The organism is Gordonia terrae, from assembly GCF_001698225.1.
GTDB lineage: Bacteria > Actinomycetota > Actinomycetes > Mycobacteriales > Mycobacteriaceae > Gordonia > Gordonia terrae.
On sequence record NZ_CP016594.1, the window covers coordinates 3,475,796 to 3,492,860 of the forward strand.

Sequence of the window (17,065 nt, forward strand, 5' to 3'; positions counted from 1 at the left end):
CCGTCCGACCCGAGAAGCGCCCTGGACAAGGACCCTCGAGCGACCGCCGCCCGCGATCTGCCGCTGGGCCGCGGTGGGCGGTGTCCGGGCCGGGTGGTTCGACATCGGGGTGGCCGGGAGACCCGACGCGGCGCGGCACGATGGGTGCCCCGCGCTTCCGCCGAGGTCTGGCACGATGAGCACCGTGCGTTCGTCGAATCCCGTACCGGGTGCGCCCGAGTCCCGCCGAGCCCGGCGCCTGCTGCCGTCCGCGGTGGCCGTCGCCCTCGTCGCCCTGTCCCCGTTGATGGCCGGTTGTCTCGAGCGGTCGACGACGGTCGGTGATCGCTACTCGGGGAGCGTGGTCGTCGCGACCACCCCGGACAATCCGCGCGGGACACCGCAGTTCGATCTCCCCGAGTCGATGGCCGGACAGGTCTCGGTGACCGACTACCGACAGGTGCCCGAGCGACCCGACGCGCCGTCGGCGACTCCCGGCGCCGGACCCGAGAGCCCGGCCGAATCCGAATCCTCTTCCCCCTCCGAGACCGCCGGGAACGATGACGCGGGTGCGGAGGGGAATCCCGACGAGGACGATCCCGCCACCCGGGTGGGCTCGCGAGCGACGTTCAGTGATCTGACGGCAGGTCAGTTCGCCCAACTCGGCGACATCGTGGCCGACGCCTACGGCGACACCTCGCTGACGATGGACCTCACCGCCAAGCGCAGCGGCGAGGTCGTGCGATTCCGCGGTGACACCGACCTGACCGAGCTCGTCCCGGAACGCGACTACGTCCAGCTGACCGTCACCTTCGGCGGTCCGGTGACGGCGACGAACGGTGAACAGGTCGGGGAATCGACCGTGACCTGGACGCCCGCACCCGGTGAACCATCGGACTTCAGCGCCGACGCCACCTACCCGGACCCGGCGACCGCCGCGGTCAGCAGCTGGTCGTGGTTCGTCGCCCTGCTGTGCGTCGTGGTGGTCCTGGTGATCGTCCGGATCGCCTACAGCAAGCGATACCGCGGACCACGCCCCGGACGGCCGGCACCGACGAAGTCCGCACCGTCGACGATCTCGGGCGAGGGACTCGCCGCAGCCGCCGATCCCGCGGCAGGTGCGTCACCGGCACCGCCCGCCACGGACCGGAAGCCCTCCGCCGGGACGTGATTCGGCAGCCGGTCCGGCGTCGAAACCGGTCCGGCGTACCGGGTCTCCCCGCTCAGGCCGGAACGTGCAGCGCGGCGTCGACGTCCACGCCGAGACGGCCCAGGACCTCGGTCGTGGCCTTGGCGAAGTTGAGGCTGCAGAAATGCAGGCACGGCGCGCCCTCGGCGACGAGGCGCTGCGCCATCTCGGTGGCGAAGTCGATGCCGACGGCACGGACCGACGCGCGATCCTCCTCGGCACCGTTGCCGGCCGCCTTGGCGAAGCGTTCCTCGACGTCGGGCGGGATCACCGAACCCGACAGCTCGACCATCCGCCGTGCGGTGGCCAGTGAGGTCACCGGCATGATGCCCGGGATGATCGGTTTGAGTCCCTGCTCGGGGTCGGCGGCGGCGACCCGATCGCGCAGCCGCAGGTAGTGCTCGACGTCGAAGAACATCTGGGTGATGGAGTACTCGGCACCGGCGCGCAACTTGTCGACCAGCGTGCGGGTGTCGTGATCGATGTCGGGCGACCGGTGATGGGTCTCCGGGAACGACGCCACTCCCACGTGGAAGTCGCCCAGGGTGTCGATGAGCCGGACCAGTTGTTCGGCGTACTCGACCCCGTCGGGATGGGCGACCCACTCGCCGAGCGGATCGCCCGGCGGATCGCCGCGCAGCGCGAGGATGTTGGTGATGCCCTGGTCGGCGTAGGCGCCGACCAGTGCCCGCAGTTCCGCGACGCTGTGGTTGACCGCGGTCAGGTGGGCCACCGGCAACAGTGTGGTCTGTGCGGCCAGCTCGCCGGTGATGCGCACGGTGCGGTCCCGGGTGGAACCGCCGGCGCCGTAGGTCATCGAGACGAATGCCGGGGACAACCGCTCGAAGATGCGCACCGCCCGCCAGAGCCGGGACTCGGCCTCGGCGTCACGCGGTGGGAAGAACTCGACGGAGAACGGGACCGGGCCGCGGTGCGGAGCGGCCAGACGTTCGACGATCGAGGGTGCGGGAGCGGTTGGGGTCACTCGCACAGTGTACGGAGCTGGTCGCATAGCCTGGCAGGGTGACCTCCACGATCCCCACGCCCACCTCGCTCGATGCGGTCCCGGGCGCCGTCGAGGCCGAGTTGCGGGCCTTCTTCGCCGACGCGGTGCCCGCCACCGCCGCGATCGCGCCGGTGGTCGGCGAGGCCGCCGAACTGATCCGGGATTTCGTCCTGCGGGGCGGCAAGCGCATCCGGCCGGTCTTCGCCTTTGCCGGCTGGCGCTGCGGGACATCGTCGTCGGACCGCACGGTCGCGGGAGACGACGCACCCGGCCCGCGGGACGCACTGCGGGTCTGCGCCGCACTCGAGCTCGTGCAGGCCTGCGCCCTCATCCACGACGACATCATCGATCGGTCCGACACCCGTCGCGGGTTTCCGACGGTGCATCGCGAATTCGAGTCGCGCCACGAGAGCGCGAAGTGGGCCGGGGACCCCGGCGCGCACGGTGTCGCCGCTGCGATCCTCGCCGGCGACTTCGCGCTCGCCTGGGCAGACGACCTGGTTCACGGTCATCGGCCGGGGGTTTCGACAAGCTCAACCGGCAGCAGGGTCGGCTCAACCGGCAGGGACGGATCGACCGTCGAGGACGGCGGCCGCCCATTGCCCGCCGCGGTGGGCGCGACGTGGGCGGCGATGCGGACCGAGGTCCTCGGCGGGCAGTTCCTCGACATCGTCAACGAGGCCGGCGGCGACGACTCGACCGAGGCCGCTTACCGCGTCATGGAGTTCAAGACCGCCGCCTACACCGTGGCGCGGCCCCTCGAACTGGGCGCGCGGCTGGCCGGTGCGTCCGACGATCTCGTGTCGGGCCTGCGGTCCATCGGCCACGATCTCGGCGTCGCATTCCAGCTCCGCGATGACCTGCTCGGTGTGTTCGGTGATCCGGAACGGACCGGGAAGCCGTCGGGTGACGATCTGGTCTCCGGTAAACGCACGGCACTGCTCGCGATCGCCCTGCAACGAGCCGACGCGGCCGACCCGGCGCTCGGCGCGCGTCTGCGCTCCCACCTCGGGCGCGCCCTGGACGATGACGAGTTGAACTCCGCGCGTGGCATTTTCGTCGAGGTGGGCGCGGTGGCCGAAGTCGAGAACTCGATCGACGAGCTGCTGGGGTCGGCGCTGGCCGCACTCGACGCCGCCGACATCGGCGCCGACATCCGCACCGAGCTGATCGCGGTCGCACATCGCGTCGCGCACCGCGAGGCGTGAACGCTCCCGTGACACGGGCCGCGCGCGGCTCGACCGGCCGGTTCGATCTGATCCTCGGCGCCATCGGTTCCGTGCTCGTCTGCCTCGGCAGCTTCGGGGTCGGCGACCCGCCGCGGAACTCGACCGTCCTGTCCGATCTGGGTCTGAGCTGGATCACCTACGGACACGGGAAGAACGTCTTCGGCACGCTGTTCTGGCTGGGCGTTTTCCTCATGGTGTTCGGCTGGGTCCGACTGGGGCGTCGGATCTTCTCCGGCTCTGCTCACACCCCATCGACCCGGACGTTGAGTCGGTGGGTACTGGTGTGGGCCGCCCCACTCCTCGTGGCGGTGCCGGTGTACTCCCGCGACGTCTACGCCTACCTGGCGCAGGGCGCCGTGTTCGGCGCAGGCTTCGATCCGTACGCGGACGGTCCCGCCCACCTACCGGGCCCACTCGTGGACAGCATGGCGCAGGTGTGGGCGACCACGACGGCTCCCTACGGCCCCTTCTTCATGGGCATGCTGCGCGTGGTCACCGAGATCACCGGCGATCACGCGATCATCGGCGTGCTGGCCATCCGGCTCGTGCTGTTGCCCGGACTGTTTCTGGCGCTCTGGGCGATCCCGCGGCTGGCCGAACGGTTCGGGGCCTCACCCCAGGCCGGGCTGTGGCTGGCCCTGTTCAATCCGATGGTCCTGATCCACCTCGTGGCGGGCCCGCACGTCGAGTTGCTCATGATGGGCGTGCTCGTGACCGGGATCGTCCTGGTGGTCGACGGCCGGCATGTGTGGGGTACGTCGGTCCTGGCGCTTGCCGTGTCGATCAAGATCACCGCCGGGATCGCGCTGCCGTTCGTCTTGTGGATCTGGTTGTCGCACATCCGATCTCGTCGACCGGTGACATCCCGCGACGTGGTGACGGTGTTCGCGTCGATCGTCGGCATCGCGGTCGCGGTGTTCGGGGTGTGGACCCTGGCGATCGGTCTGGGACTCGGTTGGCTCACCGGTCTGGGGTGGGCCGACGTCATCATCAACTGGTTCACCGTCCCCACCCTCGCCGCCCATCTCGTCACCCTGATCGCGGCGCCCTTCGTCGCGCTCAACCTGCAACCGGTCCTGGAGGTCACCCGGGCGATCGGTTCGGTCGTTCTCGCGGTGACACTCGTCGCGGTGTGGTGGCGACATCGACACGACGCACGGGATGCGGTGGCCGGGATGGCCTGGGCGATGCTGGCCGTGCTGCTGCTCGAACCGTCGACGCTGCCCTGGTACTACACCTGGGTGCTGGTGATCGCGGTCGCCTTCGACCTGCCGATGTGGGTGCGGGCGACGGTCGTCGGCGCGTCGACCTTCCTGCTGATCGTCTTCCAGCCCGACGACGCGATCGTCTTCTACAAGCCCGTCGAGGTGGCGCTGGCCGCGGCACTCGCGGGCCTGGCGGCGTGGTCGCTGTCCCATCGGGACCCGTTGCGGCTGGGCCGGTTCGGGAGGTGGGCGTGGGGTGCGACCCCGGCCGGCGAGAGCGCTCCTGCGTCGGATGCCATCGCGGAGTCCGGGGTCGAGAAGTCGGCGCGCGCCGACGCCGAACCCGGGGAATTCGGGGCCGGGGAATTCGGGGCCGGGGCGCCGGTCAGAAAGCCTGGGCCTGCGCCCGGCGGATGATCTCGCGGGCGAAATCCGTGTGCAACGCAGCTGCCGGGTGGAGACCGAGATCTTCCTGCTCGGTGAACAGCCACTCCATCACTTCGTCGCGCGTGTAACCGCCGTCGATCAGGACCGCCACGAGTCCGTAGAAATGCTTGGCGACGCCGTCCTCGTCCACGAACAGTGCCGGAATCGCCGGGTGGCCATCGTGGCTGACCGCGAGCAGATGATGGTCACGGATGAGTGTGCGCACTCGGTTGGTCGACACCCCGAGACGGTCGGCGACATCGTCGATCGACAGGAACTCGGTGTCGGACGGCAGAGTGTCAGGCGACAACGGTAGGGAACCCACGTCGAAAGGGTAACCGGTCGTCGGAAGCGGGAGAAACCGTCGGGTCGAGACAACCGGCCGAACGAGACCCGCGAAGGCCCGGCGGCAACACAGTCGGTCTCGGCATCGTGCCGATGCTCTCGACCGGCCCGGGCGGCAGGTAGATTCGGCAGCGTGAACTCCCCCGTCGACACGATGCTCGGGACCGTCCTGGAGGACCGATACCGGATCGACGCGCCCATCGCGCGCGGCGGGATGTCGGCGGTGTATCTCGCGGTCGACCTGCGGCTGGGGCGCGACGTCGCGGTGAAGGTGATGGACTCCCGCTATTCCGGTGACCCACAGTTCCTGCGCCGCTTCGAGTTCGAGGCGCGTGCGGTCGCCGGCCTGAAGCACCCCGGGCTGGTCGCCGTCTACGACCAGGGCATCGACAACGGCATCGCCTTCCTGGTGATGGAACTGGTCGACGGGGGCAGTCTGCGAGAACTGTTGCGCGAACGCGGCCCGATGCCGCCCCATGCCGTCGTCGCGGTGGCCGCGCCGGTACTGGGCGGACTCGGCACCGCACATGCCGCGGGCCTGGTCCATCGCGATGTGAAACCCGAGAACGTGCTCATCTCGGACGAGGGCGAGGTCAAGGTCGCCGACTTCGGGCTCGTGCGCGCCGTCGCCGAGGCGGGGGTGACCTCGGCGAGCGTGATCCTCGGGACCGCCGCCTACCTCTCCCCCGAGCAGGTCGAGTCCACCCACGCCGATGCGCGCAGCGACGTCTATTCCATGGGTGTGATGATGTTCGAACTCCTCACGGGCAGAACACCTTTCTCCGGCGACTCGCCCCTCGCGCTCGCCTATCAGCGACTCAGCTTCGATGTGCCGGCGCCCGGTGACGTGATCGCGGGGGTGCCCGAGGAGTTCGACGAGATCGTGCTGCGCGCGACCGAACGCAACCCCGCCGACCGGTATGTGGACGGCTTCGACATGCAGCGGGCGCTCCTCGGCGTCGCCGACGAACTCGATCTCCCGCCGTTCACGGTGCCGGCGCCCCGCCGGTCGGCCGAGCGACAGACGGTGTCCCGCTACCGGAGTCCGGATCCCGGCGGGCACGGCACGCGGGTGCAGTCGGTGCCGGGTCCGCACACCCCGGCGTCCGAGCCGGTACGGCAGGCGAACGACACCCCGGTCGAGCAACCGGCGGCCGAACGCGAGGACCTCGCACCGTCGCCGCGTCCCGTGACCCGCCGCACGGCTCGGCCCGAGGCCGTGGAGCCCGAACTCATCGGCGGCAGCCGCCTGGGCGCCCTGATGTGGATCGTCGTCGTGCTGCTGCTCACCGCGGGACTCGGCGCCCTCGGCTTCTGGGTCGGCAGCACGTTCCTCGCGATCGGCTGACTCCCTCCCCCGAAGGTGCGAGCGCAGCACCCTCCGGGGGCAGGGAGCAGAGTGTCAGCCGCGCAGCATCTCCGCGACGAGGAAGGCGAGCTCGAGCGACTGCTGGGTGTTGAGACGAGGATCGCAGGCGGTCTCGTAGCGCCCGCCGAGATCGAGGTCCGAGATCTCCTGTGCGCCACCGAGACACTCGGTGACGTCCTCACCGGTCAGTTCGACGTGGACGCCGCCGGGATGGCTGCCCAGCGCGCGATGGACCTCGAAGAAGCCCTGCACCTCGTCGACGATGCGATCGAAGTGCCGGGTCTTGAAACCGGTCGACGCCTCGTGGGTGTTGCCGTGCATCGGATCGCACTGCCAGATGACCTTGTGTCCGGTCGCCTCGACGGCGCCGACGATCGCCGGCAGCACGTCGCGGACCTTGCCGTTGCCCATCCGCGCGACGAGCGTGAGCCGCCCCGGCACGTTGTGCGGATCGAGCCGCTCGACGTATTCGACGGCCTGCTCCGGGGTCGTCGTGGGCCCGATCTTCACCCCGATCGGGTTGTTCACGAGTTCGGCGAAGGCGATGTGCGCACCGTCGAGCTGGCGGGTCCGCTCGCCGATCCACAGGAAGTGGGCCGACAGGTCGTAGAGGACCTTGCCCGGCCCGTCGGGGTCGTCGGCGAGACGCAGCATGGCGCGCTCGTAGTCGAGGACGAGCGCTTCGTGCGACGCGAAGATGGAGGCGGAGTTCAGATTCGAGTCGGTGACGCCACATGCGTCCATGAACCGCAGACCGCGGTCGATCTCCGACGCGAGCGCCTCGTAGCGCGCGCCGGCCGGTGACGTGCGGACGAACTCACGGTTCCAGTCGTGCACCCGCGTCAGGTCCGCCTCGGCCTGCGTGAGAGCCCGGACGAGGTTCATCGCGGCGGCCGCGTTGGCGTACGCCCGCACCAGACGGGACGGATCGTGTGCCCGCACCGCCGCGTCGGCGGGGAACCCGTTGACCATGTCGCCGCGGTAGGAGGGCAGACCCAGGGCGTCGGTGTCGGACGATCGCGGTTTGGCGTACTGGCCCGCGATCCGCGCGACCTTCACGACCGGCATGCTGGCGCCGTAGGTCAGCACGACGGCCATCTGCAGCAGCGTGCGGATGTTGCCCTTGATGTGCGGTTCGGTGTTGTCGGCGAAGGTCTCCGCGCAGTCGCCGCCCTGAAGCAGGAACGCGCGCCCCTCGGCGACGTCGGCCAGTTGCGCGGCGAGCGTCTGGACCTCGGCGGGCATGCAGATCGGCGGAACCGACTCGAGGACGGTACGCATCTTGCGCGCCTCGTCGGCCGGCCAGCTCGGCTGTTGCACGGCCGGGCGGCTGAGCGCGTCGTCGAAACGCGTCTGGAGATCACCCGGTAGCGGAGGGAGCTCGGGGAGCTCGTCGATCGGCACGTCTACGGTCCAGTTCACCACCCGTCCAGGGTAAAGGAGACGCGGCCGACGACCCGTCCGCGGGTCAGACGCGAGCCTTCTCGATGGCCTCCCAGCGGCGCAGGTTGTGGCGGGCGTCGCTCAGCGCGTCGTGCGCATCCGACGGTGTGGGCGGAAGCGCCGGACGACCAGCGGCCTCCCAGTGCTGTCGCAACTCGCGGGTGAAGCGCGGGATCTCCCGCGGCAGCGCGGTCATCGGACCCCACAGCTGGCAGAGCACCACGTGGTCGTAGGCACCCACCCAGGCCCACAGCTCGATGTCGGTGCCGTCCGCGGTGAGGAACTCGAGCAGATCCTCGCGGATGCGGCGGCGGTCCCGCCATGCGGAGGACGACGGCGACGGCAGCTTCGGCAACACGTTGGCCCGCACCCAGTCCCCCGCCCGGCCGGGATCGAAATCGGTCGACACCGCATAGAACTCGCGGCCGTCCTCACCGACGACCCCGATCGAGACCAACTCGATGGTGGTGCCGTCCTCGATGAACTCCGAGTCGTAGAAGAAGCGCATGGGTCAAGTATTCACACACCCGCGCACCGACCCGCGCACCACGCACCGTTTCGCCATACCGCCCTCTGCCTGTCTACCCTGGTATTTCGTGCGCTCCAGGTCTGTGCTGGCGACCGCTCTCCTGGCGGCGTCGATCATCGCGCGGCTCGTCTGGGACACGCTGACCGTGAACGGCAGGAACTTCGTGGACCTGCACGTTTACCGCGACGGTTCGGCGGGTCTCGCCGACGGGTCGCTCTATGTCTTCACCTACGCCGGTGAGACCGACTTCGCGCTGCCCTTCACCTATCCGCCGTTCGCGGCCGTCGTGCTGTACCCGCTGTCCCTCGTACCGTGGGATCTGGTGGCGATCGGCTGGCAGCTGGCGACCTTCGGCGCGTTGTATGCGTGCGTGGTACTCGCCCTGCGCCTGTGCGGGTCGACCACCGACGTCTACGCCGTGGCCGCCCTGTGGACCGCGCCCGCGATCTGGTGTGAGCCCGTGCGGGTCACCCTCGACTACGGCCAGATCAACGTCTTCCTGATGCTGGGCACCCTGCTGGCGGTGACCTGGGCGCGCAGCGACCGGGGGGTACTGGCCGGCGGTGCGCTCATCGGTCTGATGGCGGGTATCAAGCTGACCCCGGCCATCTCGGGTCTCTGGTATCTGGCAGCCCGCAAGCCCCTGGGTGCGGTGGCCGCCGCGGCTGCCTTCGTGTTCACGGTCCTCGGCTGCCTGCTGCTCTTCCCGGACGTCACCCGGACCTACTACGGCACCCTGTTCGGCGACGCCGAGCGCATCGGCCCGGTCGAGGCGGTGATCAACCAGAGCCTGCGTGGCACCCTGTCCCGCTTCGTCGGCTTCGACGTCGGGACGGGCTGGATCTGGATGATCGGCGTCCTGGTCGCGGTCCTGGTGGCCGTCTTCGCCTGGCGGGCGGTCTGCGACGCACTGGGCATCCTCCTCGTGGTGCAGTTCTTCGGGCTCCTGATCTCGCCGATCTCGTGGGTCCATCACTGGGTGTGGGTCATCCCGCTGGCGATCTGGCTCGTCCACGGCGCCGGGTCAAGGCGTCGGGGCGCACGAGTCGTACTCGCGATGTGGGTGGCGGTCGCCGGGCTCGGCATCCCGTGGCTTCTGCGGATCACCATCGAGTACGGTCCCGAGCCCCCGGCGGCACTCGAGGCGATCTTCGGAGCCGCGTGGCCGGTCGCCACCTTCGTCACCTTCGCCTGGATGATCGCGACCCGCGCCGCACGCGACGACCCCCGCGACTCCCGACCGCCCGATGTGGTCGCCGCCGCAATCATCGTCGACGGTCGGTTGCTTCTCGCCCAGCGGTCACGTCCGGCCGAACTCGCCGGCCGGTGGGAACTGCCCGGTGGCCGCGTCGAATCCGGGGAAACGCATGCGGCCGCGCTGGTCCGGGAGATCCGCGAGGAACTCGGCGCCGAGGTCGAACCGCTGGGGGCCGTGGGCTCCCCCGTCGCGCTGCCGGGTGGATTGACCCTGCACGCCTACCTCGCCCGCCTGCGGTCCGGGACCCCGACCGCACTCGAGCACCTGGACGTGCGATGGTTCTCCGCCGACGAACTACGGCTCTTCGACACCGCCGAGATCGTGCCGGCGGATCGCGACTGGATTCCCGACCTGTGCGCCGTCCTCGACGGCACCCGGGTGGGCGACGCCGGCTGAGCAGTCAGGCGGCGTCGGCAGCGGGCGGCTCGACCGACGGCGCCTGGTTCTTGAGACTCGCGGCGTAGACGTCGACGTACTGCTGACCCGAGAGCTGCATCAGCTCGTACATGATCTCGTCGGTGACCGCGCGTTCGATGTAGCGGTTGCCCTCCATGCCCTCGTAGCGCGAGAAGTCCAAGGGCTTGCCGATGCGCACCGCGACCCGGGTCGGCCGCGGGAGAATGCTGCCGGGCGGGTTGAACTTGTGGGTGTCGATCATCGCGACGGGGATCACCGGCACCCCGGTGTCCATGGCCAGCCGGGCGAGGCCGGTCTTTCCCTTGTAGAGGCGTCCATCCGGCGACCGGGTGCCCTCGGGGTACATCCCCATCAGCTTGCCCTTGTCGAGCTGGCGGCGCGCGGCGGTGAGTGCGCCCTCCGCCGCCTGGGCGCCGGACCGGTCGATGGGGATCTGACCGACGGCGGTGAAGAACCAGCGCTGGAATCCGCCCTTGAGGCCGGTGCCCGTGAAGTACTCGCTCTTGGCGAGGAAGTAGATCCGGCGGTCCACCATCAGTGGCAGGAAGAAGCTGTCCATCACCGCGAGGTGGTTGCTGGCCAGGATCGCCGGGCCGTCGGTCGGGATGTTCTCGTGACCTTCGATGGTCGGCCGGCCGAGGACCCGCAGGATCGGGCCGAGAAAGATGTACTTGAATGCCCAGTACCACATGAGATTCTCCTCGCCGCGCACACCGACCCGATGATTTCCCGCCGGCCGATCGCCCCGCGGAGACCGCGGAACGCACCGGGTGCCCCGACGCCAAGACCTTACCCGCGTCGAACTCTACCGTCCGGCCAGGATCGGCAGGCCGTGCGAAGCACTCAGAGTCCGGAGGCCGGACGCGACTCGGGCCCGGGTTCGGTCAGGGTGCGGTCGGTCGATCGGATCGCCTGGCGCGCAACCTCTGCCGCGCCGACGACGCCTGCGGTCTCGCCGAGTTGGGTACCGCGGATGCGAGCGAGCTGGCGGTGTCCGGCGCCGGTGACCTGCCGGGCATAGTGTTCCCGGGCCTCGTCGAGGAACAGGCCCGACGCCGCGCCGACGCCGCCGGCCAGCACGATGAGGTCGGGGTCGAAGATGTCGGCGATCATCGCGAGCCCCTGGCCCAGCGACGTCGCGAACCGCCCGAACGCCGCCAACGCCACGGCGTCACCGTCCGCGGCGGCGCGGGCGACGCGACGGCCGGTCAACGACCCGGGATCGGCCGCGACGTCGGCCGCCAGCTGGCTTCGTCCCCAGTCGCCGTCGGCGAGCAACTCCACGACGGTGTCCACCAGGGCGGTGCCGCTGCAGTACCGCTCCCAGCAGCCGCGCTTGCCGCAGGCGCAGGCACGCCCGTCCGGGACGATCGTGAGATGTCCGAGTTCCGGTGCGACACCGTAACTTCCGCGGTAGATCTCCCCATCGATGACGAATCCCGCGCCGATTCCGGTACCGATCGCCAGCACGACGGTGTTGTGTCCGCGCGCGGCGGCCCCGAACCGCCATTCGGCCACCGCCGCGGCGTTGGCGTCGTGTTCGGCGAAGACCGGGATGCCGACGCGCCTGGTCATCTCCTCGGCCACCGGCGCCTCACGCCAGGGCAGGTGCGGCGCGAACCGGACGATCCGGCGGTCGGTGGTGAGGAAACCGGCGATCGCGAGCCCGACGGCCTTGGCGTCCCACCGCGATGTCAACTCGCCGACGAGCCGGTCCAGGCAGTGCTCGAGCGCGTCCGCGGTGGGCGGGGTCTGCGCGCGGAGCGTGTCGAGCATCGTCCCCCGGTCGTCGACGACCGACGCACGCACGCTGGTGCCGCCGATGTCGATGCCGATCGTCAAGTCGCCCATCAGATCTCCTGCCCGGGGCCGGATGCGGGGGGCGGTGCGGTCGGGCGCGGTGCGGTCGGGCGCGGTGCGGTCGGGCGCGGTGCGGTCGGGCGCGGCGACCCGGCGTCGCGATCGGTTGCCGCCACGTTGACCCGCACCGCGATCGGCTCGTACTGGCGCGGGGTCGCGGATGAGGTCGGCGAGGAGCGCAGCGCCTCGGCGATGGCCTCGAGCACGGCGATGACGGCCGCTATCAGCCGGGCGACGAGGTCACCGATCTCCGCGAGCAGCGAGGTGATCTCCCCCGATGCCCCGGAGAGCGCATGTCCGAGCGGACCACCGTCGACGAGGGCCGCGAACCCCGGCCGGGCGCCTCCCACATCCCCACCATCGGGAGTGGCCGACTGCGGAGCCGGCGCGAAGAGAGCGGCCAGGTGGTCGATCTGGGCGGCCAGCCCGAGCAGCAGGTCACGGACCGGGTCGGCGGGCCCGTCTCGACGCTCGTGCGCGGACCCGTCACCGGCCTGCCGGAACGTCTCGTCGTCCGTGCCCATCGCGAACTCACCCCTTCTCCTGGCCCCGCGCGTACACCCACCCGCGTGTCTGTCGTCGGGGTCATCGGCACCGTACCCTGCCGGGTCGAACAGTGCGGTCTCCGAACGTACCCCGAGCGGGTCGGATCATTCCACCATCGCCGTTCCCGCTGGTCGTCGGAGCGACTCGCGGTGTCGACGATGCATGCGGGCTGATCGGATCGGTTCTACGACCGGGGCCAGACCGACGGATCGGGGACGAACCCGATCCCCAGCCTCGCTCCGTCCCAGTCGGCGTCGACCACCGTGCATCGCCGCAGGACCGAGGGCAACCGCACCGGATGACGGAATCCCGCGATCGTCACCAGCAGGTCGTCTCCGCTGCGCCCCAGGGCCAGCGAGTCCGGATCCGGCAGGCGCTGCGGCCAGGACAACCGGTACACCGGGCCCGCCGGCCTCCCGTCCACGCGGCCCTGACCCGCCTCGACCTCGGCCGCGGCAGACCCCCGCGGGACGCCGTGCGGCTCGGGCAACGTCACCGACAGCTTGCGCAGCCGGGCCATGCGATCGATCGTGTCGGCCGATTTCTCGACCACCTGGACGTGCACGGATCGGGAGCCGACGGCGTCCGCGAGTTCGGCCTGCACCATGTCGGCGATCTCGGCCGCCGACTCGGCACCGACACCCGCGTTGACCTGGACCGAGGCCAACGGCAATCCCATGAGGTCGGCGGCGGCGAGGTGATACCCGGTCAGCCGCCGGCTCCGGTCGTCGGCGGCGAGCACGAGATGTACCGCGACCGCGTGTGGGTCGGCGAACAGCTCGGCGATGTCGAGGCAGTCCCGGTCGATGGCGTCGACCGCGGCCGTCAGCTGGGCGGCCATCGGACGTTCGGCGGCCATCGCGAGACGCCGGTGCCGAGGCCAGAACCGGTTGAGCGCCTGGCTGAGAACCGCTCCGCCACGCAGGAATTGGAGCGGGTCACCACACCCGGAGCAGTCGACGACGATCCGCTGCCACCGGCCGCTGACCGCCTCGTCGCGGATACGCCGCAGGAGCAGGAAGTCGTCGATCCCGGGCAGTGCGGTGAGCTCGGCGGCATCGATGCCCGCGAGTACGCCGACCCCGGGAAGCATCGTCTTGCTGCGGCTCACCGTCTGCTCGAGCACCTCCGCGAACGCCGACCACGTGCGTTCGGTGAGGTCCAGCCGATCGAGGCTCAGCAGGTGCAGGTACTTGGACACCACGATGGGTTCACCCGGCCGGCGATACACCCGCGCCCAGTCGTGCACCGGCGACCAGCGGTCGACGGTGATGAGAAGCGTGTCGGGTTCGGCGACGGCGAGGCCCGATCGGGGCGTCGCGCGGGCCGCCCGGTTGGCGGCGGGACGCCGGGTCGCGCCGGCGGCTGCGATCGCGGAGACACCAGAACCCCCCGGACCGAGCACCACGTGGATGGGTGTGAGATCGATCAGCCTTCGACCCTCTTCTTGAGGTCGTTCAGTGCGGCGTCGGTGATGGCCTTCTCGGCGCGTCGCTTCAGCTGTCCGATCATCGGCACCTGGAGATCGACCATGAGTTCATAGGTCACCTTCGTCGATCCCGGAACCTGCTGGGTGAGTATGTAGCGGCCGCGTTGATCCTTCTGCAGATCACTCGACACGAGGCGCCAGGAGACCGATGTGGTGTTCGGATCCCATTCGTAGGCAAGCACATACGTGTCCTGCAGGACACCGGCGTCGAGGACGAAGCGAACCTCCAGGGCGCGGCCGGACTCATCGGCGCGCAGCACCTCGACCTCGCGGGCGGCGGTCACCCACTCGGGGTAGTGCTCGAAGTCGGCGATGACGGCGAGGATGGCGTCGGCATCGGCGCCGATCACGATGTCGCGTTCGGTGTGGTCGGCCATCACCGTGCCCCCGTCGCGGTCGTGTGCGGTCCGGGAGCCCGGTCGTGGCCCGCAGCGGGGCCGCCGACGACACGGCCGTCCTCGAGTAGTCGTTTGACCTCGAAGGAGACCTCTTTGCCCGTCACCCGACGCTGCTTGTTGGCCTCGGCCAGCACGTCGGCCCGGGCTCGCGGATCCTCGGGCAGCGGGGCGGTGGGCTCGGCATGGAGGAAGTAGTGCAGCACGAAGCCGTCGAGCACCGCCTCGTTCCAGATCTCCATCGTCCCCGACACCGGACCCTCGACCCGCCAGCGCACGCCCTGCTCGCCCCGGTCCTCGGTGACCGCCAGCCGGAGGTCCGGCCACCACTTGCGCCAGTTGGCGGGGTCGCCGATCACGGCGGCTGCCGACGGCGGTGCCGCGGCGACGAAGACCTCGTCGGCCACCTGGATGCTCGTCACGCCCACTAGCTTCACATACTCGCGTCGGCGCAGGGTAGTGCACCCGAAACCGACGTCGCGATCAGTCCGATTCAGCAGCGGGGATACGATTCGGTGACTGATGTCTACTGGAGGGTAACCACGATGGGTGAGTACAGCGTGCCCGCGAAGTTCTCGATCGCCGACGACGAGAACTGCACGAACATCATCTTCGGCCTGGCGGAGCGATCACCGCAGCACATCGTGTTCCGCCACAAGCAGGACGACCGGTGGGAGCCGGTCACCGCCGCCGACGCCGCGTCCCGGATCTCCGCGATCGCCAAGGGCCTGATCGCCTCCGGCGTCAATCCCGGCGACCGCGTGGCACTGCTGTCGCGCACCCGCCTCGAATGGAACCTCTTCGACTTCGCGATCTGGTCGGCCGGCGCGATCACCGTCCCGATCTACGATTCGTCCTCCGCAGGTCAGATCGAGTGGATCATGCAGGATTCCGGCGCGGTGGCGATCGTCCTCGAAGACGACGGTCATCGCGCCGAGTTCGAGTCCATCGACTCCCTCGCCACGCCGGTCACCGTCTTCCAGATCGACCGCACCGACGCGCCGGGTGCCGTCGACGAACTCGTCGCGGCGGGCGCCGACGTCCACGACGACGAGGTCGCAGCCCGCCGGGCCACCGTCAAGGCCGCCGATCCGGCGACCCTGATCTACACCTCGGGGACCACCGGACGCCCGAAGGGTTGTGAACTGACCCACGCCAACATGCTCTCCGAGGTGCGGGCGGTCCTCGCCGGCGACATCCTCGACAAGGTCATCGCGCGCGACGAGAAGCGTCTGCTGATGTTCCTCCCCCTCGCCCACGTGCTCGCCCGCGCCATCACGCTCGTCGCCATCGAGGCCGGCGCGGAGGTCGGACACACCAGCGACATCCCGAACCTGGTCGACGAATTCGCCGTCTTCAAACCGTCACTCATCCTGTCGGTGCCGCGCGTGTTCGAAAAGGTCTACAACACCGCCCGGCAGAAGGCGCACGACGGCGGCAAGGGCAAGATCTTCGACGCCGCGTCCGACACCGCGATCGCCTACTCGCAGGCGACGGAGAAGGGGCAGGTCGGTCTGGCGCTGAAGGTCAAGCACGGCGTCTTCGACGCCCTCGTCTACAAGAAGCTCCGCGCCGCTCTCGGCGGCGAGTGTCAGATGGCGATCTCCGGCGGCGCTCCGCTCGGCGCCCGCCTGGGACACTTCTTCTCCGGCGTCGGCGTGCCCGTCTTCGAGGGGTACGGCCTGACCGAGACCACCGCCGCCTTCAGCGTGAACACCCCGTCGGCGTCGAAGATCGGCAGTGTCGGGAAGCCGTTGTCGGGCAACGCTGTCCGAATCGGCGACGACGGTGAGGTGCTGCTGCGCGGCGGTGTCGTCTTCACCGAGTACTGGCAGAACCCGGAAGCCACCGCGTCCGCGGTGGTCGACGGCTGGTTCCACACCGGCGACCTCGGCACCGTGGATGCCGACGGATTCATCACGATCACCGGGCGCAAGAAGGAACTGATCGTGACCGCCGGCGGCAAGAACGTCTCCCCCGCCGGACTCGAGGACGTCATCCGCGCGAACGCCCTGATCTCGCAGGCAACCGTCGTCGGTGACGCGAAACCTTTTGTGGCCGCACTGATCACGATCGATCCCGAGGCGTTCCCGGCGTGGAAGGAACGCACCGGGAAGCCCGCGTCCGCGACGGTCGCCGATCTCGCCGACGACGCCGACCTGCGCGCCGAGGTCCAGTCGGCCGTCGACCTCGCCAACAAGACGGTGTCGCATTCCGAGGCCATCAAGAAGTTCCGGATCCTGCCGACCGATTTCACCGAGGAGACCGGCGAGATGACACCGACCCTCAAGGTCAAGCGCAACGTCGTCGTGGAGAAGTTCGCCGGCGACATCGAGGCGATCTACCAGCGGTGAGCTCGCCGCCGGCGTGGTCCGCCGGC

The 17,065-nt window shown here is 69.9% G+C and carries 16 protein-coding genes; 6 read left to right on the forward strand and 10 right to left on the reverse strand.

Annotation, left to right across the window (positions count from 1 at the left end; all coding sequences use genetic code 11):
* Positions 1–175: 175 nt before the first annotated feature.
* Complete coding sequence (locus BCM27_RS15520; RefSeq protein ID WP_004022886.1) at positions 176–1,150, forward strand: LppM family (lipo)protein; 975 nt, start codon at positions 176–178, stop codon at positions 1,148–1,150.
* Between the two features lie 52 nt (positions 1,151–1,202).
* Here BCM27_RS15520 and BCM27_RS15525 read toward each other — a convergent pair whose 3' ends face one another.
* Positions 1,203–2,180, reverse strand: a complete 978-nt coding sequence (locus tag BCM27_RS15525) for a methylenetetrahydrofolate reductase (protein WP_033203915.1) — start codon at positions 2,178–2,180, stop codon at positions 1,203–1,205.
* A gap of 11 nt (positions 2,181–2,191) precedes the next feature.
* Between BCM27_RS15525 and BCM27_RS15530 the strand changes: the two genes are divergently transcribed.
* Positions 2,192–3,382 (forward strand): polyprenyl synthetase family protein, encoded by a 1,191-nt coding sequence (locus tag BCM27_RS15530; protein WP_004022888.1) that lies wholly within the window; start codon positions 2,192–2,194, stop codon positions 3,380–3,382.
* An 8-nt stretch (positions 3,383–3,390) separates the two neighbouring features.
* Positions 3,391–5,025, forward strand: a complete 1,635-nt coding sequence (locus tag BCM27_RS15535) for an alpha-(1->6)-mannopyranosyltransferase A (RefSeq protein ID WP_231895915.1) — start codon at positions 3,391–3,393, stop codon at positions 5,023–5,025.
* Here BCM27_RS15535 and BCM27_RS15540 read toward each other — a convergent pair.
* Positions 4,994–5,359: an Rv2175c family DNA-binding protein gene (locus BCM27_RS15540; RefSeq protein ID WP_004022890.1), complete on the reverse strand. Its 366-nt coding sequence runs from the start codon at positions 5,357–5,359 to the stop codon at positions 4,994–4,996. The genes BCM27_RS15535 and BCM27_RS15540 overlap by 32 nt on opposite strands.
* A 153-nt stretch (positions 5,360–5,512) precedes the next feature.
* Here BCM27_RS15540 and BCM27_RS15545 point away from each other — a divergent pair, with 153 nt between their 5' ends.
* Positions 5,513–6,727 (forward strand): protein kinase domain-containing protein, encoded by a 1,215-nt coding sequence (locus BCM27_RS15545; protein WP_004022891.1) that lies wholly within the window; start codon positions 5,513–5,515, stop codon positions 6,725–6,727.
* A 54-nt stretch (positions 6,728–6,781) separates the two neighbouring features.
* Here the strand turns inward: BCM27_RS15545 and BCM27_RS15550 are convergent, their stop codons facing one another.
* Positions 6,782–8,173, reverse strand: a complete 1,392-nt coding sequence (locus tag BCM27_RS15550) for a class II 3-deoxy-7-phosphoheptulonate synthase (RefSeq protein ID WP_033203917.1) — start codon at positions 8,171–8,173, stop codon at positions 6,782–6,784.
* A 43-nt stretch (positions 8,174–8,216) separates the two neighbouring features.
* Complete coding sequence (locus BCM27_RS15555) at positions 8,217–8,699, reverse strand: polyadenylate-specific 3'-exoribonuclease AS (RefSeq protein ID WP_004022893.1); 483 nt, start codon at positions 8,697–8,699, stop codon at positions 8,217–8,219.
* Positions 8,700–8,802: 103 nt separating this feature from the next.
* Between BCM27_RS15555 and BCM27_RS15560 the strand changes: the two genes are divergently transcribed.
* A complete protein-coding gene (locus tag BCM27_RS15560) occupies positions 8,803–10,374 on the forward strand; it encodes a mannosyltransferase (protein ID WP_033203919.1) in 1,572 nt (523 codons plus the stop codon).
* A gap of 4 nt (positions 10,375–10,378) precedes the next feature.
* On the opposite strand, the gene BCM27_RS15565 is transcribed toward BCM27_RS15560, so the two are convergent.
* From BCM27_RS15565 to BCM27_RS15590, 6 genes are all read right to left on the reverse strand, one after another.
* Positions 10,379–11,086, reverse strand: coding sequence for a lysophospholipid acyltransferase family protein (locus tag BCM27_RS15565; protein ID WP_004022895.1), 708 nt, complete (start codon positions 11,084–11,086; stop codon positions 10,379–10,381).
* A 152-nt stretch (positions 11,087–11,238) separates the two neighbouring features.
* Positions 11,239–12,246, reverse strand: a complete 1,008-nt coding sequence (locus BCM27_RS15570; protein ID WP_004022896.1) for an ROK family protein — start codon at positions 12,244–12,246, stop codon at positions 11,239–11,241.
* The gene (locus BCM27_RS15575; protein WP_004022897.1) at positions 12,246–12,779 is read right to left on the reverse strand and encodes a hypothetical protein; all 534 of its coding nucleotides are present in this window, start codon (positions 12,777–12,779) and stop codon (positions 12,246–12,248) included. Before BCM27_RS15575 ends, BCM27_RS15570 begins: the two co-directional genes overlap by 1 nt.
* A gap of 206 nt (positions 12,780–12,985) precedes the next feature.
* Positions 12,986–14,209, reverse strand: coding sequence for an ArsA family ATPase (locus BCM27_RS15580; protein ID WP_004022898.1), 1,224 nt, complete (start codon positions 14,207–14,209; stop codon positions 12,986–12,988).
* A gap of 20 nt (positions 14,210–14,229) precedes the next feature.
* Positions 14,230–14,667 (reverse strand): SRPBCC family protein, encoded by a 438-nt coding sequence (locus tag BCM27_RS15585; RefSeq protein ID WP_004022899.1) that lies wholly within the window; start codon positions 14,665–14,667, stop codon positions 14,230–14,232.
* A complete protein-coding gene (locus BCM27_RS15590) occupies positions 14,667–15,122 on the reverse strand; it encodes a hypothetical protein (RefSeq protein WP_004022900.1) in 456 nt (151 codons plus the stop codon). Before BCM27_RS15590 ends, BCM27_RS15585 begins: the two co-directional genes overlap by 1 nt.
* A 108-nt stretch (positions 15,123–15,230) precedes the next feature.
* Between BCM27_RS15590 and BCM27_RS15595 the strand changes: the two genes are divergently transcribed.
* Positions 15,231–17,039, forward strand: a complete 1,809-nt coding sequence (locus BCM27_RS15595) for an AMP-dependent synthetase/ligase (RefSeq protein ID WP_004022901.1) — start codon at positions 15,231–15,233, stop codon at positions 17,037–17,039.
* Positions 17,040–17,065 lie beyond the last annotated feature (26 nt).

Coding starts and splice junctions, on each gene's coding strand:
- BCM27_RS15520 (WP_004022886.1), top strand. CDS start 176: ATGAGCACCGTGCGTTCGTCGAATCCCGTACCGGGTGCGCCCGAGTCC.
- BCM27_RS15525 (WP_033203915.1), bottom strand. CDS start 2,180: ATGCGACCAGCTCCGTACACTGTGCGAGTGACCCCAACCGCTCCCGCA.
- BCM27_RS15555 (WP_004022893.1), bottom strand. CDS start 8,699: ATGCGCTTCTTCTACGACTCGGAGTTCATCGAGGACGGCACCACCATC.
- BCM27_RS15565 (WP_004022895.1), bottom strand. CDS start 11,086: ATGTGGTACTGGGCATTCAAGTACATCTTTCTCGGCCCGATCCTGCGG.
- BCM27_RS15570 (WP_004022896.1), bottom strand. CDS start 12,246: ATGGGCGACTTGACGATCGGCATCGACATCGGCGGCACCAGCGTGCGT.
- BCM27_RS15575 (WP_004022897.1), bottom strand. CDS start 12,779: ATGGGCACGGACGACGAGACGTTCCGGCAGGCCGGTGACGGGTCCGCG.
- BCM27_RS15585 (WP_004022899.1), bottom strand. CDS start 14,667: ATGGCCGACCACACCGAACGCGACATCGTGATCGGCGCCGATGCCGAC.
- BCM27_RS15595 (WP_004022901.1), top strand. CDS start 15,231: ATGGGTGAGTACAGCGTGCCCGCGAAGTTCTCGATCGCCGACGACGAG.